Source organism: Pseudomonas segetis (genome assembly GCF_900188155.1).
In the GTDB taxonomy this organism is placed as follows: domain Bacteria; phylum Pseudomonadota; class Gammaproteobacteria; order Pseudomonadales; family Pseudomonadaceae; genus Aquipseudomonas; species Aquipseudomonas segetis.
This window is the reverse complement of record NZ_FZOG01000001.1, coordinates 545,423-569,198: the sequence shown is the minus strand read 5'-3', so window position 1 is coordinate 569,198 and position 23,776 is coordinate 545,423. Positions and strand designations below refer to the sequence as shown.

The following is a 23,776-nucleotide window of genomic DNA, read 5'->3' as shown; positions in this document are numbered from 1 at the left end:
CCAATACGTGAATATGCGTGTACTTCGCAGCCTTGCCCTGCTGCCTTTACTGGCACTTAGCGCCTTTAGCCAGGCAGCCGTGGCCGCCGACAACTATCAAGTTGAAGTAATTGTCTTTCGTCAGCCCGGTGAAGTCCTGGTTTCCGGCAAGCGTGCCCCAGACGACTGGAGCCAGGGCGCACGCCTGCTTGAAGCCGATCAGGAGCGCGCAACCGCGCTCAATGACGAAGCAGACAAACTCAATGATGGCGGCGACTACCAGGTTCTGCTGCACAAGGCCTGGACTCAATCCGGCGATGAAACCCTGGCCTTCAGCAGTGGCGACATGCGCCTCGGTCATGCACCGATCGAGGGCACCCTGAGCCTCAAGCAAGACCGCTTGCTGGAGGCCAAGGTGGATCTGTGGATCAACCAGTTCGAGCCTGGCGGCCTGGTTCAGCGCAGTGAGCGTCTGAAGCAGTCAAGCACCTTGCAGGTACGCAAGCTCAACTATATCGATCACAGCAACCTGGGCATGCTGATTCAGGTTCGCCCGCAATAACCCCACCCGCAGCCGGACGCGGCGCTGTTGCCGCGCCCCTGCACGAGCCAAGGCTGGGTTTATTTGCTCTTCAGCAACTTGGTGTCCAGCACATCCGAAGACTTGCCCATGACGTTTTCGCTGATCTGGATAAAGTCCTTGGTGCTGACCTTGTCGAGGCGCATCAGGCCACGAGTCACGTCATCCAGCGACAGTTGCTTGCGGTCATTGGTGGCTTTGCGGATTTCACGGTCAAGGTCTTGCAGCATCAGCACTGCACGCGCGGTGATTGGCCCCGTGGAATTCTCGGTGCGCAGGGTCTTGACCGACTTGCTCCACTTCAGCAGTTGCTCACGCACTTTCTGGTAGCGCTCTTCTGTCATGCCGCCGGAGCGGCGAACCAACTCGATCGCGTAGTACTCGGCCAGGCCCTCACTGATCCAGTCGCTCTTGTCGGTGTCCTTGATTCGGGTAAATACGTGAACCAATTCGTGAACCAGTGAACTGGTACCGTTTTCACTGACGGTTGGACGCCCAGCGTGCATAAAGTAGGAGTTGGATGCCGAAAGACCACCACGCCACATCGGGTCGTTCGCCCCCACGACCAGCAACTTTTTCGGATCACGCGGGAAAACCGCCTGCGCCTCCGGCCAGACATAGGTGAGCATGGTCAGCATGTCCATACGGCGCATGCCCTGGCCGTCTGGCGCGGCGATGGTGACATCGGTTTCGCCCAGCTTGGTGCGGCGGGTGCCGATTTTACCTGCGAGAATCCAGCCAGTTGGACGATCGAACTTGCGCTGTGGGTTATTGATCCTGAAGGTGTTTTTGCCCACCCGCGGCCAGCCGGTTTCGACACTCGGCCAGCCTTCAGGCAACTTGAACTTCAGGTGCGCGACCAGATTGGTCTTGTCCTGGATCTGCATGGCCGCACTGGGTATCAGGTTGTCGCCGCGAAACAGCGCCCAGTCCCGGGTCATGAGCGCATCGAACTTACCGTCAGCGCGCGGGTGGCTTATTTTCACCCGGTAGCTGAGCTTGGTCTTGCCCTTGCCCGGCGTCCAGATGCCGCGTTCCGGGCTTTCCTGGGTCCACTCCCCGCCTTCGCTGCTGAAGTCAGAGTAGCGTTGCTCGTCGCCCAGGTTAAAAGAAAGCCGCTGGATGGCTTCGCCCTTGTCCAGAGTCATGCTCACTTCGGCCACGTCATCCTCTGGCACGAATCGCACGTTGTAATCCAAATCGACCTTAGTGGCTGCCCATACCGGCGAGCCAAAACCAAACAGCGCAACAGACAACAACAGGGGACGAATCGACATCACAGGGCAACTCCATGGCAAACGAGGTCAGTTCCAAGCATAGACAAGCAGCCAACCCGGCAATTCCATCACCGGAGCCGACATTTATTCAAGCTGGCGGGGTCAGTTTTAGCGAATGTTCAACGCTGTACTGGGACAGATATTAGCCTGCCCGAAAGATCAGATAGTCTTCCCAATCATCTTCAGCGACATTTTTTTCACTGAGCATGCGCCCTGATTGAGAAATACGTTCGACATGCACGGCTTGCGGGTCGCCACACACCAGGTGATGCCAGAGCGGCAGGTCCTTGCCTTCGCTGACCAAACGATAACCGCAAGTCGGTGGCAGCCATTGAAACTGATCAGCCTGTGCTGGCGTCAGTTGAATGCAGTCGGGCACGAACTTGATGCGGTTTTCATAGTTGGTGCAGCGGCAAGTATCGAGATCAAGCAGCTTGCAGGCGATGCGTGTGTAGTAAACGCTGCCGTCGTCTTCGTCTTCAAGTTTTTGCAGGCAGCACAGTCCACAGCCATCGCACAGCGACTCCCATTCAGCTTGATCAAGCTGCTCGAGGGTCTTACGTTTCCAGAAGGGTTCGACTTTGGCGGCCATGGCAAGAACCAAGATAGAGGTGCGAAAAGGCCGGCAGTCTAACGCGGCGCCCTTTCGCAACCAAGCCTACAGCGACGGATAGTGACCTGTTGCCCGGTAAAAGCTGAGTAATTACCGCGATGACTCCGCCTTGGGCCTTTGAAAAGCGAACGAGCAACGATAGTAAAAAGCGCAGCGGGCGTAACAGCCATAGACGGGGTCGCAGCAAGGGCTGCCCCACTAAAGCGCGCTCGGCCTGTGGTTTTCAGGCGTCACTTAATAATCGCGGGAAAAATCCACCAACCCCTGAAGCGCCTGCCCTGCCTGAAAACGTTCCAGGTTGTCGACAAACAGCTTGACCATCAATGCCGGCTGCGTCGGAGCGGAACTGTGGCCTGTGAGCAACAAGCGCGGCGCAGTCCAGAACATGTGCCCGGCAGGCAAGGGCTCTACTCGACACACATCGATTACCGCCGCAGCCAGCCTGTCCGCCTGCAAAGCGCTGACGAGGTCTTCATCCACCACCGCCGCGCCGCGCCCGGCATTGATAAACATGGCGCTTGGCTTGAGCAGGGCAAATAGCTCGCTGTTGTAGATATTCTGGGTCGCTGGCGTGTCCGGCAGCAGATTGATCAGGTAGTCCGCCTCGGCAGCCATGCGCGGCAATTCAGAAATCGACGCCACCTCAATGAACGGCCCTTGTTCACGCGCCTGGCTGGCAATGCCGTGGAGTTCTACGCCAAAGGCCGCCAAAAACAAGGCCATGCTATGGCCAATATCACCACAACCAACAATCAGTACGCGCCGGCCAGCCAGGCTTTGTGGCAGTTCGCCGCGCCATTGCTGCCGGGCCTGGGCGGCCTGCTGGGCCGATATTTGCCGTTCATGGGCAAGCATGTGGCACAGCACGTACTCGGTCATGACCTGGCCGAAGATACCTACAGCCCGGCTCAGCAGATAATCACGGGGCAAGCCATCTGCCAGAAACGGCGTGATCCCCGCCCATGTCGATTGCAGCCATTGCGGTTTTGGCCCCTCACGCAGGACCTGGGCGAGCAGATCAGGCTGGCCAAGCCAGATTTGGCAGTCTGCTGCCAGATCCGGCAACTGCTGCGGATCATCACTACCCACCAGTTCCAGGTCCGGACCCAGAACCTGTTCGAGGCGCCGGGCATAGTCGGCCTGGGCCTTTTCAGCAATCAACACACGCATCTTGTTATCCAAGGTCGTCAATGGGGCAATACATCCGGGTGCCGTGCCTGGTCGAGCACAGCGCTCGTTATTGGGTTACAGGCCCCTCAAACGGGGTCGTTGCGCCGCAGCAGCTCTTCAGGCAGATGCTGGATGTAGTCTTCCTCTTGCGGCGGCATCTGCAGGTGATAGCCCTGGTTGTCGAGGTTCTCCAGCACCTGGTGGATATCTTCGCGGGCCAGGGCGCGCTCAGGGGTCAAGATCATGCTGAACGCCAGGGTCGGTGTACCAAACGCCGCGAGCAGCGACTCCGGCACACGCTTGAGCTCATCGCTTTTGAGCACGTAGAGGTACATCTCGTTGCGTTTGGAACTCTTGTAGATATTGCAGATGCGCTTCACACCCTCTCCTCTTCTTTGGCTTCGCTGATTTTAGCCAGGCGATCTAGTAATGCTTGCCCCATCAACTCGCGGCGCCAGCCGGTGAGGGACTCAGGCAACTCATAAGGCCCCGTTGGGTAGCCACTTTTGAGCAGTGCCTCAAGGATCTTCTTGCGCAGCATCAGTTCCGGTGCGATATCCAGGCGTTCAGCCTCTTTCTGGCCAATAGCGCGCAGCTTTTTAAGGATTCCCGATGCCTCGATTGGCAGCGGCTCAGGCAAGGCTTCTGGCCATTGCGACGCGGGCAGCGCGGCGGCATCCTTGATCAACTGCAGAATAAATTCGCCGTCTTGACGCACCGTCTTTGGATGCATGTCTTCAATACGCGCCAGGCTCTGCAAGTTATCCGGCTGAGTCTTGGCCAGCGGCCACAGTGAATGCTCACGCAGAATTCGATTACGGGGCTGGTTACGGGCTCGCGCTTCACGCTCACGCCAGGCACAAAGTTCGCGCAACACCGCCAACTGCGCTCGCGACAGCTTCCACGCCAGCTTGGCTTCGCGATAGGCCTCTTGCGGTTCGACTTCACGGCCAAGGTGATTGACCATGTCGGCGCAGTCTTCAAGCACCCATTGGTATTTTTCAGGCGACAGCTTGGCTTGCAGCTCACGGTAGACATGCGCCAGGTGCAGGACATCTTCGGCTGCATAGCTTACCTGGGTCTCAGAAAGCGGACGCTTGAGCCAGTCCGAACGTGTCTCGCCCTTGGGCAACTCGATATCCAGCACAGCCTTGACCAAGCGAGAGTAACCCATTGAAAACCCCAGATTGAGGTATCCAGCCGCAATCTGGCTGTCAAACAATGGCACAGGCAGGCTGCCGGTCAGGCGCAGGAAAACCTCAAGGTCTTCGCTGCAGGCGTGAACCACCTTGATCACCTCGGGATTTTCGAGCAGCGCCGCGAACGGCGCCCAATCACTGATCAACAGCGGATCTATCAGGTAGGCACGCTCACCTTCGCTAACCTGAATCAGGCCGGCAATCGGGTAGAAGGTATCCACCCGCATAAACTCGGTATCCAATGCCACAAAGCCCAAGCGCTGCCATTGCTCGCAGTGCTGGGCCAGGTCCTGGTTGTCACTGATCCACTGAATATCAATCGCCACGCGGCTCTCCCATGCTGAATGGCAAGCAGTATATATGCCTGCGCCCTATCTCGGGGCCTGGTTGAATGATAACAAGCGATAAGACTCGTACTTGACCCTGTTGCCGCCCATGCAAAGCTTAGGCAACCCACTGCGCGCCGTGCCGACCGTCCGGCTGAATGATGCAACCACAAAATGCTGCATAGTTACGCAACCCATGCTCCGAAACCTGTAGTCTGCCGCTTGGCCTCAACGTGCTGCGCCCATCACTCAACAGGGAAAATAATAATGAAAAAACTGCTTGGTCTTTTGATACTGCTGATCGCCTGCGTTGCGGTCTTCCTTGCCGTCACTCCCAGCCCGATCAATCCAGTCGCCTGGCAGGCACCCAAAGCGCCAGCCATGACCGGTGTACTTGAGCCAAATGACACGCTGATGAAAGCGCAGCTAATTGCCAAGGGTAAGATCCACGGCCCGGAAGACACCGCTGTTGATGCTCAAGGCCGTGTCTATGCAGGCCTCGCAGACGGCAGGATTGTGCGCATTGAGGGCGAGACGGTCGACACCTTTGCCAACACCCAAGGTCGTCCGCTTGGCATGGATTTCGATGCACAGGGCAACCTGATCGTTGCCGATGCCTACAAAGGCCTGCTTTCAGTCGATCCCAAGGGCAGTATCAAGGTGCTCACCACCGGCGCTGAGGGCCTGCCATTCAAGTTTACCGATGACCTGGCCATCGCCCGTGACGGCACCATTTACTTCAGCGACGCCAGTTCACGCTTCGAGCAACCCGACTATTTGCTGGACCTGCTCGAGGCGCGTCCCTGGGGCCGTCTGCTCAGCTACACGCCAGCAACGGGCGAAACCAAGGTACTGATGAAGGATTTGTACTTCGCCAATGGTGTCGCGCTATCAGCCAATGAAGACTTCCTGCTGGTCAATGAAACCTATCGCTACCGCATCAGCCGCTACTGGCTCAAGGGTGAAAAAGCCGGCAGCCACGATGTGTTTATCGATAACCTGCCCGGCTTGCCCGACAACCTGGAAAGCGACCATGCAGGCATCTTCTGGGTAGCAATGCCTTCGCCGCGCAAAGCCGATGCAGACTTCCTGCACCAGCATCCATGGCTGAAAGCGCAAATCAGTAAACTGCCGCGTATGTTCTGGCCCAAGGCCACGCGCTATGGACTGGTGATTGCGATCAACGAGCAAGGCGAAATAACCCGGAGCCTGCACGATACCAGCGGCAGCCATCTGAGCATGATCACCTCAGCCAAGCCCGTGGGTGACTATCTATACCTTGGCAGCCTTGAAAACGACCGTATCGGCAAGCTCAAGATCCGCTAAGGCGCCGCCGGCAAAGGCTCTCGCCAGGGCCTTTTGCGTGGCTCAGCCCAGCTTTTCGGCAATCCAGATGGTGTGGCGAGTGCCCCTGTTGCCATGGGCATAGACCTGCACCGCCTCGGCCTTGAAGCCGGCCTTGGCGATTTTCTCGGAAAACTTGCGATCCGCACTGGACGACCAGACCGCCAAAATACCTTTGGCACGCAAGGCCTTGTGGCACTGGCGCAGGCCATCCATGGAGTAGAGCCAGGTATTGCTCTTTTGCGTCAAGCCTTCAGGGCCATTGTCGACATCTAGCATGATTGCGTCATAGTCACCCTTGGCGGCGTTGAGCACCTTGGCTACATCATCCTCAATGATTCGGGTGCGCGGATCATTGATTGGATAGCCCGACTTGGCACCCAAAGCACCGCGATTCCACTCGATCACCCCCGGCACCAGTTCTGCCACCACAACCTCAGCAGACTTGCCCAGGTGCAGCAGTGCCGAGGCCAAGGTAAAGCCCATGCCCAAACCGCCAATCAGTACACGCGGCTCGGGACGACCTGCGATCTTTTTACAGGGGATCTCCGCCAAGGCATCTTCCGAGCCATGCATACGGGTATTCATCAACTGGCCGCCATCACCGCCGGCAATCTTGATCACGAAGTCTTCGCCGTACTCGAACAGGCATAGCGCGGAATCGCCATGGGGAATAGGTGCGGTGTCCAGCAACACAAAGCGTTTCATCGGCGACTCACGTATGGATGGCATTGAATGCAGCGCACCATACAGCAGCACCGCCAGGCTTAAAACGCTTAGAGCTCGCCGTGCTGACCGGCCAAGACTACGGTGTAGCCGTCAGGGTCGCGCAGCCACACCTCACGGTGCTGCGCATTCGGGTTGACCAGCGGGCCCTGCAACACCCTGATTTGCAAAGCGGCAATGCGCACCAGCGCGGCGGCAAAGTCATTGACCTCAAACCACAGCAGCACGCCATTACCGCGCGAGTCCAGACTGCTATCGCCCAAGTACCGATGACTATGGGCATCCCAGGCATGAAGCTGAAGGATCATCTGGCCGCTAGAGTTAACCAACTGTTCGTACTCAGCCCCTCCGTGGGCTGACTTGCAGCCCAGCAGTTGCTGGTACCAAAGACTGCTGGCAGGCACATCGACAACTGCGATCAAGGGTTGTGGCTGCATGACTCTGGTTCTCGTGGTTAAAGGCTGATTCGACAATCAGACATTGGCTGTGACATTACGAATCCAGTAGCGCGCCTGATCAAGTTCATCCAGGCCAAAGTTACGGATCTCTGCATGCATCAGGGGTTTGACCAGTTCGCTGAACCAGCCAATCCATTTTTGATCGGCAACTATCGCCACATGGGAGAAATCCTTGAGGTGCTTGGGCGCAAATTTAAAATCAGCCCAAAGCGCAGATGGAGAGATCGCCCCCACATGCTTGACCACCTCGATAATGCGTACCTCACCATACTCACTGATGACCTGTTCAATGCGCGCGGCCAACAGATCAAACTCCTCACGGCTTAAACCACCATCAAGCTCGAACTCGATGACATTAGTGTGTTCACTCGGCTTAATTGTCAGCATTTTATTCACCTCGCAATTGGCGGATGCTTAAAACGAAGGCTCATGATCAAGCACTACGATAACTAATAAGACCACTCCGCTACGCTTGAGTTTTGCAACATGATAAAAAGCCTGTTGGCCCTACGGATTTTTAAACCGTGCCTTGCCCCACCAGCCCGAGAAGACCCTGATGCCTATTGCCCAACTGATCACCGCCGAACAACTGCACAAGCACCTGCAAGCCCCTGGCACGCGGATTTTTGATTGCCGTTTTGCACTGGATGACAAGGGCTACGGCCGACGCAGCTTCGCTGAGGGGCATATCCAAGGGGCGCAGTTCCTCGACCTGGAAGATGATCTATCCGGTGAAATAAAAACCGGTATCACCGGCCGCCATCCCCTGCCGCAACCGCTGGCACTGACCCGGCGCCTGGCTGAACTTGGCCTGGATAACGAAAGCCAAGTCATTCTTTACGATGACGGCCCCGGAGCTTACGCCGCCAGGGCCTGGTGGCTACTGGCATGGCTGGGCAAACGCGAAGGTGTTTTCGTGCTTGATGGCGGCCTCAAGGCCTGGCGCGAGGCAGGGTTGCCAGTCACGCCCCAGGTGCAGCCTGTGACTGCTGGCAACTTCAGTGGCCAGCCCGACAGTGCGATGGTGCTCACCGCCGAGCAATTGCAGGCCCGCCTGGACAGGCCCGAAATGACCTTGCTGGATGCCCGCGCCCTGCCGCGCTTCAAAGGCGAAGTGGAACCATTGGACCCGGTGGCCGGGCATATTCCGGGGGCTCAATGCGCAGTATTCACCGACAACCTGGACAGTGCCGGCCGTTTCTTGCCCGCCACCGAGTTGCGTGAACGCTTCAGCGATTTGCTCGGACAACGCCAGGCGGAGCAACTGGTGGCCTACTGTGGCTCCGGGGTGACGGCTTGCCACAACCTGTTCAGCCTGTGCCTGGCAGGTTACCCGCTGGCTGCGCTTTACGCGGGCTCCTGGAGCGAGTGGATTACCAATCAAAACAGGCCCATCGCCACTGGCGAGTGATCAGCCATGCAACCGGCAAACCCGCTACATGAGCGGGTTTGTTAATTACCAAGTGCTATATAGATATTTAGTGATCGAAGAAAACAATTTAAAAACAGGCCTTTACAACTCAAAGGTAGCACTACACTTCAACATGAGCGGCTAAACCCGCCCCCGGTAGAGCCTTTGTACGAACAACCAGCTGCCAAGCGCCTGCCCTACCGGTCTCCAGTTTTGTGAGGATGGTATGGGAATCGCGGCCTGCGAACTGAGCCAGCATGTTATCCGCCCGACATTGGTCTATCTGGGCCACTACTCACCTGCTGCGGAGGCCCTGCTTCTGGGAGCTGCGGCCAGTCAATCAAGCCTGTGCGCCGAGCTTGATGACAACCTGGGTCATGGTTTGTTTCGCATTACCGAAACCCGGCACCAGCAACTCTGGGACTGCCACCTCGCCTTTGATCCAGACCTTGCCAGCCAGATCCGCGGGCTGGCGAGCCAGCATGCCTTTCTTGATGCCCCGCACATAGAGCTCACGGTCAACCTGCGTTATGCGACCGCCATTGCCTGGATGCTGATTGAAATTGAACAGCGCCCCCTGCCTGAAGTTGATGACCTGGTCGGCATGGCAACAATTTGGCGCCATGTTTTTCGACCAACGGGGCGCGCGCAAGATTTTATTGAGGCATGGCAACGTTGCATTGGCCAGCTCGGTCAAGTTGCCTGACATCCTGCCAAACTGTCCGAATAGTCAGGGTTTGCGTCATTTCAGCTCAGTGCACGCCTGTTCACATTCAGCGAAGATAGCGGCACAACGCCACAAATTGTCCTACAAAACCCGACTTTTCAACTGAACTTTTGCCCTTGGCAAACGCCTAAGAAGCCTGTTAGCTTGCGCTCCCCAGCTACCCTTTGGAGTCCTCCTGTGAGCCAAAAAATTCTAAAAAGCAGTTTGGCCTTAGCCATTAGCGTTGCATCCAGCTACAGCCTAGCCAGCGGTTTTGCCCTCAACGAGCAGAGCATCAGCAGCATGGGTACTGCATTTGCTGGCCGTTCATCCTCTGCCGACGACGCCACCACGCTGTACGGTAACCCTGCTGGTATGTCGCGCCTCAAGCGTGAAGAAGTCTCTGCAGGTGCCGCAGTGGTAATCGCCAAGACCGACATCAAGCACGCCGATGGCAGCCTCAGCGGCAGCAACGACGGCGATATGGTGCCAGTCGTGGGCGTGCCTATGGGCTACTACGTCAAGCCAATCGACGACAAGGTCAGTTTCGGTATCGGCATGTATGTGCCATTTGGCTTGGTAACGGATTACGAGAGCGACTTCCAGGGACGTTATTTTGGCGACAAGAGCGAAGTTCAGGTCATCACGCTGCAGCCAACGGTCAGCTACCGCTTCAATGACAACTTGTCGATCGGTTTTGGCCCGACCATCAACCACATCTCCGGCGAACTGACCTCGAAAATCCCAAGCTTCACCCCTGAAGACGGCAAGGTCAAAATCAAGGGTGACGACGTTGCCATCGGTTATAACCTGGGTGTGCTCTACGAATTCAACGAGCACGTACGTGCCGGTGTGACTTATCACTCCAAGGTGGATTACGAGCTCGATGGCGACACCAAGGTTTCAGTGCCCGATGGCAGCCTGCTCAGTGGTTTCCAAGGCAAGTACGATGCTGGCCTGGATATCACCACGCCTGAATCCGTTGATATGTCCCTGACCTACGACATCAACGACCAGTGGACTGTTTACGCAGGCAGCACCTGGACCCGTTGGAGCCGCCTGGAAGACATCACGGTTAACAACGAAGGCGTAACAGCTCCGTTTGAAACCATCAGCGAAGAGCAAGACTGGCACGACACCTGGGCCCATGCCATTGGTGCAGCCTACAGGCTCAACAAGCAGTGGGTTCTGCGTGCTGGCCTGGCTGTTGACCAGTCGCCTGCCAACAACACGCACCGCTCGCCGCGTATCCCGACCGGCGACCGCAAGATCTTCAGCCTGGGTGCTGGCTGGAGCCCGACCGATGACATGACTATCGACGTGGCTTACTCCTACCTCAAAGAAGACGACGCCAAGCTCGACAACAGCGATCCGCTGCGCGGCAACTACAGCTCTACCTATGAAAACAGCGCCCACGGTCTTGGTGCGCAAGTGACTTACCGCTTCTGATTCGCGGCGCTTAAGCACTCAATTTGTGCGGCATGAATAACAACAAGAAAGCCGCGCAAATCTACCGTCGTTGAAACGCCAAAACCTTTCCCGCCCCATCACGCCTGTGGCAAGCCGCGCTTGCAGGCCGTCGAACGCTCAGCAAATACCAACACCCAGTTGCAACACTGCCAGGCCACCCTGGTACCAGCCCCAGCCAATCAGGCCCAGCAGCGCCAGCCCAACAATTGCTAATCCTGTTCGGATCAACCAGGCTTTGTTCATATCGCGGCCTGGAGATTCTGCAAGCGCGCCACCGGTTGCTCACGCACCGGCCAATTAAGCGCCGCGGCGATCAGGCTCAAGCCAATCGAGATATACCAGACCAGGTCATAGTTGCCTGTTCGGTCGTACAAATAGCCGCCCATCCAGCCCCCCAGGAACGCGCCCAACTGGTGAAACAGAAAGACAATACCACCGAGCATCGACAAGTTGCGCACGCCAAACATGGTGGCAATGGTACCGTTGGTCAAGGGCACGGTTGAAAGCCACAACAGCCCCATGGCGATACCGAAAGCATAGGCACTCCAGACCGTCAGGGGCGCCCAGATAAAGAGGCCTATCACCACCGCACGTGCCAGGTACAAGGCACTGAGCAGGCGTGGCTTGGAGCGCGAGGTGCCGAGCCAGCCTGCGGTGTAGGTTCCGAAAATATTGAACAGCCCAACCAGTGCCAGCACAGTAGTGCCGACCAGAGCCGGTAAATGCTGGTCAACCAGGTACGCGGGCAGGTGCACGCCGATAAATACCACCTGGAAACCGCAGACGAAAAACCCCAGGGCCAGCAACCAGAACCCCGAGTGCGAACTGGCTTCACGCAGCGCCTCGAGCAGGCTTTGATCGCCTGCCTGGGCCGGGAGCGGCACATCCTTGATCATCTTCGCCAAGGGTACGATCAGGGCAACCAGCAGGCCCAGCGCCAACAGTGCCGACGACCATCCCAGCCAACTGATCAAGCCAAGGGTACCCGGCAGCATGGCAAACTGTCCGAACGAACCTGCTGCGCTGGCAATGCCCATCGCCATGCTGCGATCCTCAACCGCAACAGCGCGCCCCACAACGCCAAGGATCACCGAAAACGACGTGGCTGACAGGCCCATGCCAATGAGCAAGCCAGCGCTGAGCGACAGCGACCAAAGCGAGTCGGCAAAGCCCATCAAGCCCAGACCCAGCGCATAGAGGACGCCACCAATAATCACCGTACGTTGCGCGCCAAAGCGGTCGGCAATAGCGCCGGTAAAGGGCTGGGTCAGGCCCCAGATCAGGTTTTGCAGGGCAATGGCAAAGGCAAAGACTTCACGCCCCCAGCCAAAGTCTGCGCTCATTGGCGGCAAGAACAAGCCAAAGCCATGTCGAATACCCAGCGACAACGCCAGGATCAACGAAGCCCCAAGCATTATCCAGCCACTTTTACGCCACACATTATTCATATCAATTCCTGGATACGCAGTGACCCGCGCTCAATCGGGGCCTGAATCGAATGCTTGCAACTTGGCGAGCAGGTGGCTCAATTCGTCCACCTGCTCTGCCCCCATACGTTCGACAAGCAATTGCTGGACGCCCTGCCATGCGGCAAAGGCCGCCTCGATAACCTGTTCCCCATGGGCACTGAGCAGCACAATGCGATTGCGCTGGTCGGCGCCCTCCTGCATGACCACCAGATCCCTGGCCTCAAGCACCCGCAGGTTACGCCCCAGGGTGCTGCGATCGAGACCCAGGGCCAGGGCAAGATCACTGATGCTCGGCTGCTCCAGACGCTGCAAATGCTTGAGCAGCGAATACTGGGCAACATTGATCCCGATGGCACTTAGCGCATCGTCGTATAGCTTGCTGACCCCGCGACTCGCACGGCGCAGCTGGGTACATAGACATTGGGTCGACAACATAGATACGGGTATATACCCGCATTAACCAAAACGCAACTTAAATCGAACTGGAAACTAGTGTGGGCCTTACCGGACTAGGAAAGCTTCCAGGTCTCTTCAGCGCCTGGCGAGCTTTGAATCCTGGGGCTTTGCCGGCAAACCTGGGCGATGCGCTGAGGTTTCATCTGGGTTTGCCGGGCAATGGACGGGCTGTCCAGTTGACCTTGACCTGAAGCAGCTTTGGCATCTTCAAGACACTTGAGGATAACCCCTTCGTCGATCTTGAATTTCACCCAGCGATAGAGCCAGTAGTGCGCCGCCAAACTGACGATAACGACCAGAGCAATGATGATTTTCTCAGACACAAGCAAGTCCTTCGTAGTGTCGGTCAACCAAGGGCGCAGCCCAAGACCACCACTATCGCGCACTCCATAATCTCGAGCAAGGCGCCCGCGGTATCGCCGGTGGTGCCGCCCAGGCGCTTGAGCATCAACCGACGGCACAGGACAAAAACCAGCCCCGCCGTTATCAGCGCCAGCCAGGCGCCGGGGATAAATACCAGTGACAACCCCGCCACAGCAACCAGCAACCAGGGCAACTGCTGACGCGGTAAATGGCTCGACAAGGCCTGCCCCAGGCCGCCCTGGCGCACATAGGGCGTGGTTAAAAACAGCAGCGGCAGCGCACTGCGTCCCAACAAGGGTGCCAGCACCAATACAGCACTCGCCCCAGCCCCAAGCAAGACCACCAGCGCGGCAAACTTGAGTAACAGCAGCAACAGCAGGACCACCACGGCAATAGGGCCACTGCGCGGGTCCTGCATGATATCCAGGGTGCGTTGCTTGTCGCCAAGGCCTCCCGCCCAGGCATCGGCGCTATCGGCCAGACCATCAAGGTGCAGGCCGCCGCTAATCGCCACCCAAAGGCTTAACAGCAATGCGGCCTGCAACAGCGGAGACAGATCGCCGAGTAGATAATGGGCCAGGGACAACACAATGCCGATCAACAGGCCCACCAACGGATACCAGAGCACTGAGCGGCCGTTTTGCTCGGCACTGGGCATCTGACCGAGGCTAATGGGCAGGCGCGTCAGAAACTGCAGCGCAATAAGCAATCCGTTCATCGACATTCGCTCAGGGTGCCGTCCTGCCCGGCCACGAGCCTGACCAGTTGAGCATGGCCAACACTGACCTGCATCAGATCACTGCGCGGCAAGCCCCGCGCCCTCGCCAGTAACAAGCGCATCACCCCGCCATGGGTGACCAGCAAGATACGTTCACCGCAATGGGCCTGTTGCATGCGTTGTACGCTGGCGAGAATACGTGCCTCGAACTGGATCAAGGGCTCGGCATTGGGCGGGGTGTATGCAAAAGGATCGGCCCAGAACCGGCCAAGTCCCTGCGCATCCCGCTGCATGACCTCGGCGCTGCTGAGGCCCTCCCAGTCGCCAAAGTGCAACTCTTGCAAAGCAGGATCGATAGCCAAAGGTATGGCCAGTGCCTGGGCGACCTCTTCGGCAAAGCGTGCGCAACGTTGCAGCGGCGAACTGATCACGCGATCCCACAGCGGCTGGCCTTGCTGTTCACTTAGGACAGTTGCCAGTGCTTCACGCAATTGGGCCCAACCCGTGGCAGTCAGTGCGTCGTCGATCGAACCACGCAAACCGCCGCCCTGCTCGGTTTCACCATGACGCAGCAAGTCGAGCCGAACTGTCATGCCGACCGCCCGGCAACCGCTGCTTCGGCGAAAGTCGCCATTTGGTTGTGCAGGGCACAGGCCATGCGCAGCAGTGGCACTGCCAAGGCCGCCCCGCTGCCCTCACCCAGGCGCAAACCGAGATCCAGCAACGGTTGCCCATCGAGCGCCTGCAAGAGCTTGCCATGTCCAGGTTCTGCACCCTGATGGGCGAAAAACAACCAGTGAACGCAGTCCGGATTCAGGCGCTGCGCAACCAGGGCAGCCACAGTGCAGATAAAGCCATCAACCAGGGCCACAATGCCTTGCTGTGCACAGGCCAGATAAGCGCCAGCCAGGGCAGCAATTTCAAAACCACCCAGACGCCGCAAGCCATCGACCACATCGCTTATCTGCGGGCGATGCAGCGCCAATGCCCTGTCGATGACCTGGGCCTTGTGCTGCACACCGGCAGCATTCAAACCAGTGCCAGGGCCAGCCAGCGCCGAGGCTTCGCATTGCAACAACCAACAAGCCAGCGCCGAAGCCGACGTGGTATTGGCAATCCCCATTTCGCCGGCGACAAACAACTCGCTGCCCGCAGCTTGCGCGCGCAGCACTGCGTCACGCCCTGCACCCAATGCCTGCATCACTTGTCCGACAGTCATCGCCGGGCCATGCAAGAAACTCTCGGTGCCAGCCCCCAACCCCAGGTGAAGGACGCCAGGCAAGGGGTCAAGCGCTGTGGCAATGCCCAGGTCGATCACTTCAAGTTGGGCGCCCAGCTGGCGGCTCAGTACACTGATGGCTGCGCCACCGCCGACAAAGTTACGCAGCATTTGCCCGGTAACTTCCTGCGGGAAAGCCGAAACACCTTCATTGGCAATACCGTGGTCAGCCGCGAAGATACTGACCCAGACCTTCTCGACCTCGGGTTTCTCGCGCCCTTGCAAGCCAGCCAGGCGCACCGCGACCTGCTCAAGCTGGGCCAAGGAGCCTGCCGGCTTGGTCAACTGAGCCTGGCGCTCTTGCGCCGCCAGTTGAGCGGCAAAATCCAACGAACGGCAGCCGCGCTGCAACCATGACTCGTTCACAATGCAGCTCCCTTGAGCACCATGGGCAACCCGGCAACGGTAAACACCACGCGCTGGCAACGCTCAGCCAGGGCCTGATGCAGCCAACCCGCCTGGTCGACATAACGTCGGGTCAGCTCACCAAGGGGAATCACGCCAAGGCCGGTTTCGTTGCTCACAAAGATGATCCGTCCTGGCATCGCCTCGATGCACCTCAGCAACTGATCAATCTCGCGTTGCATTCGCGCCTCATCGTTCAACATCAACAGATTGCTTAGCCAGAGCGTCAGGCAATCAACCAGTATGCAGCTATCGGCTGCGGCATGCTCCTGCAGCACCCTGGCCAAATGCACAGGTTCTTCAATCAATTGCCAATGGGCTGGGCGACGCTGGCGGTGATGAGCGATGCGCTGGCTCATCTCGCCATCAAGCGCCTCGCTGGTGGCGATATAGGTCACCGCCATGCCAGACTCAACAGCCAGGCGCTCGGCCAAACAGCTTTTGCCGGAACGAGCGCCGCCAAGGATTAATTCATGCATGGCGCTGCTCCAGATCGATAAATGAACATCAGCTTAAGCCGCACAGGTTTTTCAGCGCGGCACAATCAAGGTGCGCCTCGACCATATCGGCCAGCCGCTCGATGTCGCGCTCGCGCAAGGCCTGGTAACCAACCTCTTCGACCTCAGACAAGCCCGCCCAGCGCAGCAGTGCCGAACAGGCCGATGGCGACTCGAACAAGCCATGCAGGTAGGTCGCCAGAATCTGTCCATCGGCGCTGATGGCTCCGTCGCTGCGGCCATCATCCAGTTCGATCGCCGGTGCCAGCTCAGGGGCGATCAGGCTGACACCCGCATGGATCTCATAACCACTGATGGCCTCGCCGCTCGCCAGCAGCCGCCCAGAGACATTGCGTAATTGCTTGTGCGATTCAAGCACTGTGTCGATGCCCAGCAAACCCAGGCCCGCGCTGCTGCCAGGCGCACCTTCAAGCCCGTGGGGATCATCAATCTGCTGGCCGAGCATCTGCAAGCCGCCGCAGATGCCCAGCACTTTGCCGCCATAACGCAGGTGTTTGGTTATAGCCAGGTCCCAACCCTGCTCGCGCAAGAATGCGAGGTCCGCACGCACGGCTTTCGAGCCTGGCAGGATAATCAAGTCGGCAGCGGGTATGGGCTGGCCCGGCCCGACAAAGGTCAGCTCGACCTGTGGATGCAGGCGCAGCGGATCAAAGTCGGTGTGATTGCTGATACGCGGCAAGACCGGGACTATCACCCGCAAGACCTGCTCGGCCTTGCTGATTTGTCGCGTATCAATTGCATCTTCGGCTTCGAGGTGAAAATCCATCAAATAGGGCAACACCCCCAAAACCGGCTTGCCGGTACGCGCTTCGAGCCAGTCGAGCCCAGGTTGCAGCAAGGCGATGTCACCGCGAAAACGGTTGATCACAAAGCCTTTGATCCGCGCCTGCTCGCTTTCCGACAGCAGCGCCAAGGTACCGACCAGGTGGGCAAAGACTCCACCCTTGTCGATATCGGCAATCAGGATGACCGGGCAATCGACCGCTTCGGCAAAGCCCATGTTGGCGATATCACCCGCACGCAAATTGATTTCCGCAGGTGAGCCGGCGCCTTCGACCATGACCACTGGATAGGCTGCGCGCAAACGCTGGTGCGACTCCAGCACAGCGTTCATCGCGACCTTCTTGTAATCGTGATAGGCCAGCGCATCCATGTTGCTGATCGCCCGACCATGGATGATCACCTGGGCACCGGTATCACTGCTCGGCTTGAGCAATATCGGGTTCATATCGGTATGCGGGGCCAAGCCTGCCGCCTGCGCTTGCACGGCCTGGGCACGACCGATCTCGCCACCATCTGCTGTCACCGCGCTATTAAGCGCCATGTTTTGCGGCTTGAATGGCACTACTCTGACATCCTGGCGCCGCAACCAGCGGCACAGTGCTGTCACCAGGGTACTTTTCCCCGCATCGGAAGTCGTGCCCTGCACCATTAACGTGGTGCCAGGCTGCTGATTGTCATTCATCCCAAACTCTCATTGAATCTCTCAAGCGCTATCGCCAGACGCTGCCAGCCCGACTCATCGGCAGGCAGGCCAAAACGCAGACTTTCCGGCTGCTGGAAGTGGCGCAGCAAAATACCTTGATTGGCCAAACACCCATGCAGTTGCGAGGCTCGCTCAGTGGCAACCCACTGGAATAACGAGCACCCGCCCAGGGCTGGCAACCCTTGATTTGCCAGCAGCTCACCAAGGCGCTGAGAATCGGTAAGCAAGCGTTGGCGCTGCGCAGACTGGCCTTCAAAATCCCTGAGCAAGGCCGTTGCCATCACCCGGGTCGGTCCACTGATCGGCCAGGGCCCGAGCATCTCGGCAAGCCCCTCAAGCAAGGGTTGCTGCGCCAGGACAAAGCCAAGACGCGCACCCGCCATGGCGAAGAACTTGCCAAAGGATCGCAGCACAATCAGCCCCCGCAGATGGCTGAAGCGGGCCAGGCTTTGCTCCGGGGTACAGTCGATAAACGCCTCGTCGACCACCAGCCAGCCGCCGCGCTCGGCAAGACGCGCATGCCATGCCAGCAATTGCTCGGGTTCGATAAGGCGTCCGGTCGGGTTATTCGGATTGACCAGCACCAGCACATCCAGGCGATCAATGGCGCGATTGATACTGGCTTCGCTGAAGCTGAGCAACTTGTGTCCATGACGGCGCCATGCAGCAGCATGTTCGGCATAGGCCAGCGCCAGCATGCCGACCACCGACCTACGACGTAGCCGGGGTAGCGCCTGGATTGCAGCTTGCGAACCGGCCACAGCTAAAAGCGAACTGCAGCCATAATAATCGCGTGCCGCCGCTTCCAGACCATCCTCGGGCTCTGGCAATCGCTGCCAGGCGGACGCAGGAATATCAGGCAGCGCCCAGCCATAGGGGGCAACACCGGTAGACAAATCCAGCCAGTCCGGTAGCGCGATGCCGTATTGCAACGCGGCCAGGCGCAAGCGTCCGCCGTGCTCAAGCACTGAACAATTCCCAGGCACCGAGCAACAACAACCAAAGCACTACACCACCCCAAACCAGGTTGAGCGCCCGTTCGATATCAGCGGCGCGAGCCTGCGGCCCAGCCCCAAGGTCGGGCCGCTGGTGCATCTGGCCGTGGTACTGCGCCGCGCCACCCAATTGCACATTCAAGGCGCCTGCTCCAGCCGCCATGACCGGCCCCGCATTTGGGCTGTCCCATAGCGGCGCCTGCTGGCGCCAGCAACGCAAGCCCTGCCGGGTATGGCCAAGCAATGAATACGTCAGGGCAACCAGGCGTGCGGGAATGTAGTTAAGTGCATCGTCGATCTTCGCCGCCGCCCAGCCAAAGCGCTCAAAGCGTTGATTGCGATAGCCCCACATCGCATCCAGGGTGTTGCTCAGGCGATAGAGCACCACCCCGGGCGCACCGGCGATAATGAACCAGAACAAGGCGGCAAACACGGCATCGCTGCCGTTTTCCAAAACCGACTCGGTACCTGCCCGCGCCACCCCGCTGGCATCAAGCTGCTCCGTGTTGCGGCTGACCATGTGCCCCACCCGCTCACGCGCCAGGCTCAGATCACCCAGGCGCAAGGCCTGCACTATGGGTCGTGCATGCTCACCAAGACTGCGCAAGCCCAGGGCAATGTACAGCGCGACTATTTCGACAAACCAACCAAAGGCTGACACCTGGCTAAGCAACCAGGTCAAAAGGGTCAATGGCAAGACCGCAAGGCACCAGGCACTGACACCATGACTGCGCCAGCCAGCGCCCGACGGATTAAACCGCTGTTCAATTCGCTCGGCCCACTGACCAAAAGCCACCAAGGGATGCCAACCCTTGGACTCACCAAAGATCGCATCGGCTGCCACCGCTGCAACAGTGCTCAAAAACAAACTCATCCGCGCGCTTCTACGCAACCTCTTATCAATGCCTGTAGCTGCTGCACGCCATCTGTGAGTGCAGCAGGACCGGGCTGGAGGATATCTGCCGATTTGATCTCATGCAGCTGTTGATTGCGCACGGCCGGAATATTTTCCCAACCCGGACGCGCAGCCACCTGTTCAGGTCGGAAAGGCTTGCCGCACCATGAACCTATTATCAGGTCGGGCGCACGACGAATGACCTCGGCCGGATCGGCGATAATCCGCTGCTTGGCCGCCTTGAGATGGCCCAGCTCGGCAAAGCAGTCGTCCCCGCCCGCCAGCGTGATCAATTCACTGACCCAACCAATCCCGCTTATCAGCGGCTCGTTCCACTCCTCAAAGTAGACTTTAGGGCGGAAAGCCAGTTGCTCGGCAACTTGCCTGATCTGTTGCAGCCCGGCCATTAACTCGTTTATCAACTGGCTGGCTCGATCATTGGCATGCACCAGCGCACCCAGGGTTTCGATCATGCGCAGACAGCCATTGATATCACGCTGATTGAACAGGTGGACTTCCAGTCCGGCACGGGCCAGGTCAGCCGCGATATCGGCCTGCAGATCACTGTAGCCAAGCACCAGGTCTGGTTGCAGGGCGAGAATCATCTCCAGCCGGGCGCTGGTGAAACCACTGACCTTGGGTTTTTCCTTGCGGGCCTGGGGTGGACGCATGGTAAAGCCTGAAATTCCAGCGATGCGCGACTGTTCGCCTAGCAGGTAAAGGGTTTCACAGGTTTCGGTTGACAAGCAGACTATACGTTGTGGCCCCAGCATCACGCTCCCCATCGGTCTTCAAACAACAGGTTTTCCAACTCACGCGGCTGTGCCCAACCTTGCGCCTGCAACATCGGTTGCGGGTAGAACTCATTCACAGGCCCGAGACACAAGACGGCGAGTGGCTTACTGCCAACTGGCATGCCCAGTAGTGTGCCTAGGGCTTGAGGATCAAAAAGTGACACCCAGCCCATCCCCAACCCTTCGGAACGTGCGGCCAGCCACATATTCTGAATCGCACAGGCCACAGAGGCCAAATCCATCTCTGGCAATGTGCGTCGCCCGAAAACATGCGCTTCACGGCGGTCCATCAGGCCTACCACCAACAGCTCGGCACATTCGCGAATACCCTCGACCTTGAGCTGCATAAACTCATCGGAACGCTCGTTGAGCGCTTCAGCCGTACGCACACGCTCTTGTTCAACCAACCCGGCAATCGCCTCGCGGGTTTGCGCCTGGGTGATGCGGATGAATCGCCAGGGTTGCATCAGCCCAACGCTCGGCGCCTGATGCGCGGCCTCAAGCAACCTGGCCAGCAACTCCGGAGCGACCTGGCCGCCACTGAAATGGCGCATATCACGTCGTTCGGCAATCACCCGATAGATCGCCGCGCGGTCAGCGGCGCTGTAGGCCTGATCACTCATGGTCGCAACAACTCGGCAACCGCATGGGGGTTGGAAGCAAAATAGAAATGAATATAGGAGGCTGTCAGGCGAGCCTGACGGTAAACCGCTTCGCGCGTGCGCCGGTAATTGGGGCACTCGCCACGTGCGATCTCCGGCAAATCGCCTTCCAGGGAGGAGTGATGATAACTGTGCCCACGCAGCACGCCCTCTGGCAACTCGACTTCTTGCAAGGCCAATGCAGTCAAGCGCGGCTGCAGCGTCGCCCGCCCCTTGAGCAACCCCAGCATGATGCCGGTCTCACCTTGCTTGTCGGTCAAGGACTCAAGTAAATAGAGCATGCCGCCGCACTCGGCCAAAATCGGCTTGCCTGCGCCATGATGCTGCCTGATAGCCGTGGCCATGCCCTGGTTCGCAGCCAGTTGCTGCAAGTGCAACTCAGGATAACCGCCCGGTAAATACAGGCTGTCTACCCGAGGCAGCGCAATGTCGTCGAGGGGAGAAAAGAAGCACAGGGTGGCGCCGAGTTGACGCAATACATCCAGGTTGGCCTGATACAAAAAGGCAAAAGCGGCGTCCCGCGCAACACCAATCCGCACGCCAGCCAACAGCGGCTCAATGGAATGCACTTGAGGCGCTGGAAACGCAACCGGCGGCGGCAATTCAACTTGCGCACTGGCGGCCAGCGCATCGGCGGCGGCATCCAGCCTGGCATCCAGATCAGCCAGTTCGTCAGCCTGCACCAGGCCCAGGTGGCGGCTGGGCAACTCCATCTCGGCACTGCGCGGCAAGGCGCCATACCAGCGAATGGACTCGGGCAATGCGTCGGCCAGGATCTGCCCGTGACGCTCGCTGCCAACACGATTGGCCAAAACCCCGGAAAAGGGCAACCCAGGCTGGAAACTGGCCAGCCCATGGGCCAATGCGGCAAAGGTCTGCGCCATGGCCGAGGCATCGATAACCGCCATGACCGGCACCGCAAAGTGCCGGGCAAGATCAGCAGCCGAGGGTGAGCCATCGAACAGGCCCATGACGCCTTCGATCAAGATCAAATCGGCATCGCCCGCCGCTTGCCACAACAAACGCCGGCTTTCAGGCTCGCCAACCATCCATAAATCCAGTTGATACACCGGCAGGCCGGAAGCGCGCGCCAGGATCATCGGATCAAGAAAGTCCGGGCCACACTTGAACACCTGAACCCGCTTGCCTTGACGCGAGTACAAACGTGCCAGCGCAGCGGTAACCGTGGTCTTGCCTTGCCCGGAAGCAGGCGCGGCGATCAACAGCGCCGGGCATTGGCGCGCGGTCAAAACTCAACCCCTTTCTGCGCCTTCACCCCCGCCTTGAATGCATGCTTGACCAGGGTCATGTCGGTCACGGTGTCCGCCGCTTCAATCATTCCCGGCAAAGCGCCCCGCCCGGTCACTACCACGTGTTGCAACAACGGCCGGGCTTCGATATCCGCCAGTACGGTTTCAAGCTCGAGATAACCATACTTGAGCGCAATATTGAGTTCATCGAGCACCACCAGCATGACCTCTGGATCGCGCAGCAACTGTGCGGCAACCGCCCAGGCCTCACGGGCTTTTTCGATGTCGCGCTGACGATCCTGGGTTTCCCAGGTGAAGCCTTCGCCCATGACGTGGTAACTGACTTCGTCCGGAAAACGGCGAAAGAAAGCCTCTTCGCCGGTGCTCGCCGCACCTTTGATGAACTGCACTACACCCACTTTATAGCCATGCCCCAGGGCGCGAGCGACCATGCCGAACGCAGAACTGCTTTTACCCTTGCCATTGCCGGTATGCACCAACAACAAGCCATATTCATCCTGGGCCTGAGCAATTTTTTCGTCGATCAGGGCTTTCTTGCGCTCCATTCGCGCTTTATGGCGAGCATCGCGTTCACTTGACTCACTCATGACTGCACCTCGGATTTACGTCCGGCGAACGCTGCCTGCAAGCTAATGAACAGGATGCAGGCTGCTCCCACATACAAGGCCATGCTGGTCAGGTTGCGCGGGTAATACACCCCGATCCGCTCGCCCAACTGGGCCAGGCTTGGGTCCGGGTAACGACCCGAGAAAAACAAGAAACCGCCCCCTGAAAACAGGTAGCAGACAAAGGCGCTCACCGAAACAACAGCTGCCAGCAACAGCAGATTGCTCAACTGCTGGCGGTGCATGCCAGCATACAAACGCCCACCCAGCCACAGCGAGCCATAGGCTGGAACCAGCATCCAGTAGGCAGGCGACATGCACCAGTCACTCACGCCTGCCCATTGCACAGCGGCCATATCCAGCAGCGACGCCTCAAGAAACAGCACGGGAAAAACCCAGCGCGGCTTGAGCAAGACACCCGCCAGGAAGAATACAGCCCAGGATGCGCTAGGCAGGTTGACCGTGGCGAAATGCTGGCCCCGGGTCATGGCCATCAAGGCCGCAAGCGCAAGGCCGAGCAGCAATTGGTGACGTGGTGAAAGGTTCATCATTTTCTCCTGTTGGCAGCCCGCAACGCCCTGGGACGCTCCGGGCAGTTTCT

Annotated in this window: 29 protein-coding genes; 5 read left to right on the top strand and 24 right to left on the bottom strand. The window is 58.6% G+C overall.

Annotation, left to right across the window (positions count from 1 at the left end; genetic code table 11):
* Positions 1-13: 13 nt before the first annotated feature.
* The gene (locus CHB79_RS02785) at positions 14-541 is read left to right on the top strand and encodes a CsiV family protein (RefSeq protein ID WP_010485162.1); all 528 of its coding nucleotides are present in this window, start codon (positions 14-16) and stop codon (positions 539-541) included.
* Positions 542-600: 59 nt separating this feature from the next.
* Here CHB79_RS02785 and CHB79_RS02780 read toward each other — a convergent pair whose 3' ends face one another.
* The 5 genes from CHB79_RS02780 to rnd form a co-directional block, all read right to left on the bottom strand.
* Positions 601-1,836 carry a hypothetical protein gene (locus CHB79_RS02780; protein ID WP_089358815.1) on the bottom strand — a complete coding sequence of 412 codons (1,236 nt, stop codon included), beginning with the start codon at positions 1,834-1,836 and terminating at the stop codon, positions 601-603.
* Positions 1,837-1,978: 142 nt separating this feature from the next.
* Positions 1,979-2,428 (bottom strand): YcgN family cysteine cluster protein, encoded by a 450-nt coding sequence (locus CHB79_RS02775; RefSeq protein WP_010485158.1) that lies wholly within the window; start codon positions 2,426-2,428, stop codon positions 1,979-1,981.
* Positions 2,429-2,683: 255 nt separating this feature from the next.
* Positions 2,684-3,619: a D-2-hydroxyacid dehydrogenase gene (locus CHB79_RS02770; protein ID WP_089358814.1), complete on the bottom strand. Its 936-nt coding sequence runs from the start codon at positions 3,617-3,619 to the stop codon at positions 2,684-2,686.
* Between the two features lie 86 nt (positions 3,620-3,705).
* Positions 3,706-3,999, bottom strand: coding sequence for a YcgL domain-containing protein (locus tag CHB79_RS02765; RefSeq protein WP_010485154.1), 294 nt, complete (start codon positions 3,997-3,999; stop codon positions 3,706-3,708).
* Positions 3,996-5,144, bottom strand: coding sequence for a ribonuclease D (gene rnd / locus CHB79_RS02760; RefSeq protein ID WP_089358813.1), 1,149 nt, complete (start codon positions 5,142-5,144; stop codon positions 3,996-3,998). Before rnd ends, CHB79_RS02765 begins: the two co-directional genes overlap by 4 nt.
* 267 nt (positions 5,145-5,411) lie before the next feature.
* Between rnd and CHB79_RS02755 the strand changes: the two genes are divergently transcribed.
* On the top strand, positions 5,412-6,470 hold the full coding sequence (locus tag CHB79_RS02755; protein WP_176443116.1) for an SMP-30/gluconolactonase/LRE family protein: 1,059 nt from the start codon (positions 5,412-5,414) through the stop codon (positions 6,468-6,470).
* A gap of 42 nt (positions 6,471-6,512) precedes the next feature.
* Here the strand turns inward: CHB79_RS02755 and CHB79_RS02750 are convergent, their stop codons facing one another.
* From CHB79_RS02750 to CHB79_RS02740, 3 genes are all read right to left on the bottom strand, one after another.
* Positions 6,513-7,196 carry a spermidine synthase gene (locus CHB79_RS02750; protein ID WP_089358812.1) on the bottom strand — a complete coding sequence of 228 codons (684 nt, stop codon included), beginning with the start codon at positions 7,194-7,196 and terminating at the stop codon, positions 6,513-6,515.
* 68 nt (positions 7,197-7,264) lie between these two features.
* A complete protein-coding gene (locus tag CHB79_RS02745) occupies positions 7,265-7,651 on the bottom strand; it encodes a VOC family protein (protein ID WP_010485146.1) in 387 nt (128 codons plus the stop codon).
* A 36-nt stretch (positions 7,652-7,687) separates the two neighbouring features.
* Complete coding sequence (locus tag CHB79_RS02740) at positions 7,688-8,059, bottom strand: SpoIIAA family protein (protein ID WP_089358811.1); 372 nt, start codon at positions 8,057-8,059, stop codon at positions 7,688-7,690.
* A 169-nt stretch (positions 8,060-8,228) separates the two neighbouring features.
* Between CHB79_RS02740 and CHB79_RS02735 the strand changes: the two genes are divergently transcribed.
* From CHB79_RS02735 to CHB79_RS02725, 3 genes are all read left to right on the top strand, one after another.
* On the top strand, positions 8,229-9,083 hold the full coding sequence (locus CHB79_RS02735) for a sulfurtransferase (RefSeq protein ID WP_089358810.1): 855 nt from the start codon (positions 8,229-8,231) through the stop codon (positions 9,081-9,083).
* A 226-nt stretch (positions 9,084-9,309) separates the two neighbouring features.
* Entirely contained in the window at positions 9,310-9,789 is a 480-nt protein-coding gene (locus CHB79_RS02730) for a hypothetical protein (protein WP_089358809.1), read from the top strand.
* A 198-nt stretch (positions 9,790-9,987) separates the two neighbouring features.
* On the top strand, positions 9,988-11,238 hold the full coding sequence (locus CHB79_RS02725; RefSeq protein WP_010485141.1) for an OmpP1/FadL family transporter: 1,251 nt from the start codon (positions 9,988-9,990) through the stop codon (positions 11,236-11,238).
* Between the two features lie 138 nt (positions 11,239-11,376).
* On the opposite strand, the gene CHB79_RS22275 is transcribed toward CHB79_RS02725, so the two are convergent.
* From CHB79_RS22275 to CHB79_RS02650, 16 genes are all read right to left on the bottom strand, one after another.
* The gene (locus tag CHB79_RS22275) at positions 11,377-11,502 is read right to left on the bottom strand and encodes a hypothetical protein (protein WP_274377980.1); all 126 of its coding nucleotides are present in this window, start codon (positions 11,500-11,502) and stop codon (positions 11,377-11,379) included.
* Complete coding sequence (locus CHB79_RS02720; RefSeq protein ID WP_089358808.1) at positions 11,499-12,707, bottom strand: MFS transporter; 1,209 nt, start codon at positions 12,705-12,707, stop codon at positions 11,499-11,501. Before CHB79_RS02720 ends, CHB79_RS22275 begins: the two co-directional genes overlap by 4 nt.
* A gap of 30 nt (positions 12,708-12,737) precedes the next feature.
* Positions 12,738-13,163 carry a MarR family winged helix-turn-helix transcriptional regulator gene (locus CHB79_RS02715; RefSeq protein WP_089358807.1) on the bottom strand — a complete coding sequence of 142 codons (426 nt, stop codon included), beginning with the start codon at positions 13,161-13,163 and terminating at the stop codon, positions 12,738-12,740.
* Between the two features lie 74 nt (positions 13,164-13,237).
* Positions 13,238-13,507, bottom strand: coding sequence for a hypothetical protein (locus CHB79_RS02710; protein WP_010485135.1), 270 nt, complete (start codon positions 13,505-13,507; stop codon positions 13,238-13,240).
* A 23-nt stretch (positions 13,508-13,530) separates the two neighbouring features.
* Entirely contained in the window at positions 13,531-14,265 is a 735-nt protein-coding gene (locus CHB79_RS02705; protein ID WP_089358806.1) for an adenosylcobinamide-GDP ribazoletransferase, read from the bottom strand.
* On the bottom strand, positions 14,262-14,858 hold the full coding sequence (locus CHB79_RS02700) for a histidine phosphatase family protein (RefSeq protein ID WP_089358805.1): 597 nt from the start codon (positions 14,856-14,858) through the stop codon (positions 14,262-14,264). Before CHB79_RS02700 ends, CHB79_RS02705 begins: the two co-directional genes overlap by 4 nt.
* Positions 14,855-15,910, bottom strand: a complete 1,056-nt coding sequence (cobT, locus tag CHB79_RS02695) for a nicotinate-nucleotide--dimethylbenzimidazole phosphoribosyltransferase (protein ID WP_089358804.1) — start codon at positions 15,908-15,910, stop codon at positions 14,855-14,857. The genes CHB79_RS02700 and cobT overlap by 4 nt, the downstream gene beginning before the upstream one ends.
* Positions 15,907-16,428: a bifunctional adenosylcobinamide kinase/adenosylcobinamide-phosphate guanylyltransferase gene (cobU, locus tag CHB79_RS02690; RefSeq protein WP_089358803.1), complete on the bottom strand. Its 522-nt coding sequence runs from the start codon at positions 16,426-16,428 to the stop codon at positions 15,907-15,909. The genes cobT and cobU overlap by 4 nt, the downstream gene beginning before the upstream one ends.
* A gap of 28 nt (positions 16,429-16,456) precedes the next feature.
* Positions 16,457-17,932 (bottom strand): cobyric acid synthase, encoded by a 1,476-nt coding sequence (locus CHB79_RS02685; protein WP_089358802.1) that lies wholly within the window; start codon positions 17,930-17,932, stop codon positions 16,457-16,459.
* Positions 17,929-18,921, bottom strand: coding sequence for a threonine-phosphate decarboxylase CobD (cobD, locus tag CHB79_RS02680; RefSeq protein ID WP_089358801.1), 993 nt, complete (start codon positions 18,919-18,921; stop codon positions 17,929-17,931). The genes CHB79_RS02685 and cobD overlap by 4 nt, the downstream gene beginning before the upstream one ends.
* Positions 18,914-19,822, bottom strand: a complete 909-nt coding sequence (gene cbiB, locus CHB79_RS02675) for an adenosylcobinamide-phosphate synthase CbiB (RefSeq protein ID WP_089358800.1) — start codon at positions 19,820-19,822, stop codon at positions 18,914-18,916. The genes cobD and cbiB overlap by 8 nt, the downstream gene beginning before the upstream one ends.
* On the bottom strand, positions 19,819-20,616 hold the full coding sequence (locus CHB79_RS02670; RefSeq protein ID WP_010485120.1) for a cobalamin-binding protein: 798 nt from the start codon (positions 20,614-20,616) through the stop codon (positions 19,819-19,821). Before CHB79_RS02670 ends, cbiB begins: the two co-directional genes overlap by 4 nt.
* A complete protein-coding gene (gene bluB / locus CHB79_RS02665) occupies positions 20,616-21,260 on the bottom strand; it encodes a 5,6-dimethylbenzimidazole synthase (RefSeq protein ID WP_089358799.1) in 645 nt (214 codons plus the stop codon). Before bluB ends, CHB79_RS02670 begins: the two co-directional genes overlap by 1 nt.
* Positions 21,257-22,549 carry a cobyrinic acid a,c-diamide synthase CobB gene (locus CHB79_RS02660; RefSeq protein WP_089358798.1) on the bottom strand — a complete coding sequence of 431 codons (1,293 nt, stop codon included), beginning with the start codon at positions 22,547-22,549 and terminating at the stop codon, positions 21,257-21,259. The genes bluB and CHB79_RS02660 overlap by 4 nt, the downstream gene beginning before the upstream one ends.
* Entirely contained in the window at positions 22,546-23,157 is a 612-nt protein-coding gene (cobO, locus tag CHB79_RS02655; protein WP_089358797.1) for a cob(I)yrinic acid a,c-diamide adenosyltransferase, read from the bottom strand. Before cobO ends, CHB79_RS02660 begins: the two co-directional genes overlap by 4 nt.
* Positions 23,154-23,726, bottom strand: a complete 573-nt coding sequence (locus CHB79_RS02650) for a hypothetical protein (RefSeq protein WP_089358796.1) — start codon at positions 23,724-23,726, stop codon at positions 23,154-23,156. Before CHB79_RS02650 ends, cobO begins: the two co-directional genes overlap by 4 nt.
* Positions 23,727-23,776 lie beyond the last annotated feature (50 nt).

Bases quoted from the DNA above. Each gene is read 5' to 3' on its own strand.
- CHB79_RS02785 (WP_010485162.1), top strand. From the start codon at position 14: ATGCGTGTACTTCGCAGCCTTGCCCTGCTGCCTTTACTGGCACTTAGC.
- CHB79_RS02780 (WP_089358815.1), bottom strand. From the start codon at position 1,836: ATGTCGATTCGTCCCCTGTTGTTGTCTGTTGCGCTGTTTGGTTTTGGC.
- CHB79_RS02775 (WP_010485158.1), bottom strand. From the start codon at position 2,428: ATGGCCGCCAAAGTCGAACCCTTCTGGAAACGTAAGACCCTCGAGCAG.
- CHB79_RS02770 (WP_089358814.1), bottom strand. From the start codon at position 3,619: ATGCGTGTGTTGATTGCTGAAAAGGCCCAGGCCGACTATGCCCGGCGC.
- CHB79_RS02755 (WP_176443116.1), top strand. From the start codon at position 5,412: ATGAAAAAACTGCTTGGTCTTTTGATACTGCTGATCGCCTGCGTTGCG.
- CHB79_RS02750 (WP_089358812.1), bottom strand. From the start codon at position 7,196: ATGAAACGCTTTGTGTTGCTGGACACCGCACCTATTCCCCATGGCGAT.
- CHB79_RS02745 (WP_010485146.1), bottom strand. From the start codon at position 7,651: ATGCAGCCACAACCCTTGATCGCAGTTGTCGATGTGCCTGCCAGCAGT.
- CHB79_RS02740 (WP_089358811.1), bottom strand. From the start codon at position 8,059: ATGCTGACAATTAAGCCGAGTGAACACACTAATGTCATCGAGTTCGAG.
- CHB79_RS02735 (WP_089358810.1), top strand. From the start codon at position 8,229: ATGCCTATTGCCCAACTGATCACCGCCGAACAACTGCACAAGCACCTG.
- CHB79_RS02730 (WP_089358809.1), top strand. From the start codon at position 9,310: ATGGGAATCGCGGCCTGCGAACTGAGCCAGCATGTTATCCGCCCGACA.
- CHB79_RS22275 (WP_274377980.1), bottom strand. From the start codon at position 11,502: ATGAACAAAGCCTGGTTGATCCGAACAGGATTAGCAATTGTTGGGCTG.
- CHB79_RS02720 (WP_089358808.1), bottom strand. From the start codon at position 12,707: ATGAATAATGTGTGGCGTAAAAGTGGCTGGATAATGCTTGGGGCTTCG.
- CHB79_RS02715 (WP_089358807.1), bottom strand. From the start codon at position 13,163: ATGTTGTCGACCCAATGTCTATGTACCCAGCTGCGCCGTGCGAGTCGC.
- CHB79_RS02705 (WP_089358806.1), bottom strand. From the start codon at position 14,265: ATGAACGGATTGCTTATTGCGCTGCAGTTTCTGACGCGCCTGCCCATT.
- CHB79_RS02700 (WP_089358805.1), bottom strand. From the start codon at position 14,858: ATGACAGTTCGGCTCGACTTGCTGCGTCATGGTGAAACCGAGCAGGGC.
- cobU (WP_089358803.1), bottom strand. From the start codon at position 16,428: ATGCATGAATTAATCCTTGGCGGCGCTCGTTCCGGCAAAAGCTGTTTG.
- CHB79_RS02685 (WP_089358802.1), bottom strand. From the start codon at position 17,932: ATGAATGACAATCAGCAGCCTGGCACCACGTTAATGGTGCAGGGCACG.
- cbiB (WP_089358800.1), bottom strand. From the start codon at position 19,822: ATGAGTTTGTTTTTGAGCACTGTTGCAGCGGTGGCAGCCGATGCGATC.
- CHB79_RS02670 (WP_010485120.1), bottom strand. From the start codon at position 20,616: ATGCTGGGGCCACAACGTATAGTCTGCTTGTCAACCGAAACCTGTGAA.
- bluB (WP_089358799.1), bottom strand. From the start codon at position 21,260: ATGAGTGATCAGGCCTACAGCGCCGCTGACCGCGCGGCGATCTATCGG.
- cobO (WP_089358797.1), bottom strand. From the start codon at position 23,157: ATGAGTGAGTCAAGTGAACGCGATGCTCGCCATAAAGCGCGAATGGAG.
- CHB79_RS02650 (WP_089358796.1), bottom strand. From the start codon at position 23,726: ATGATGAACCTTTCACCACGTCACCAATTGCTGCTCGGCCTTGCGCTT.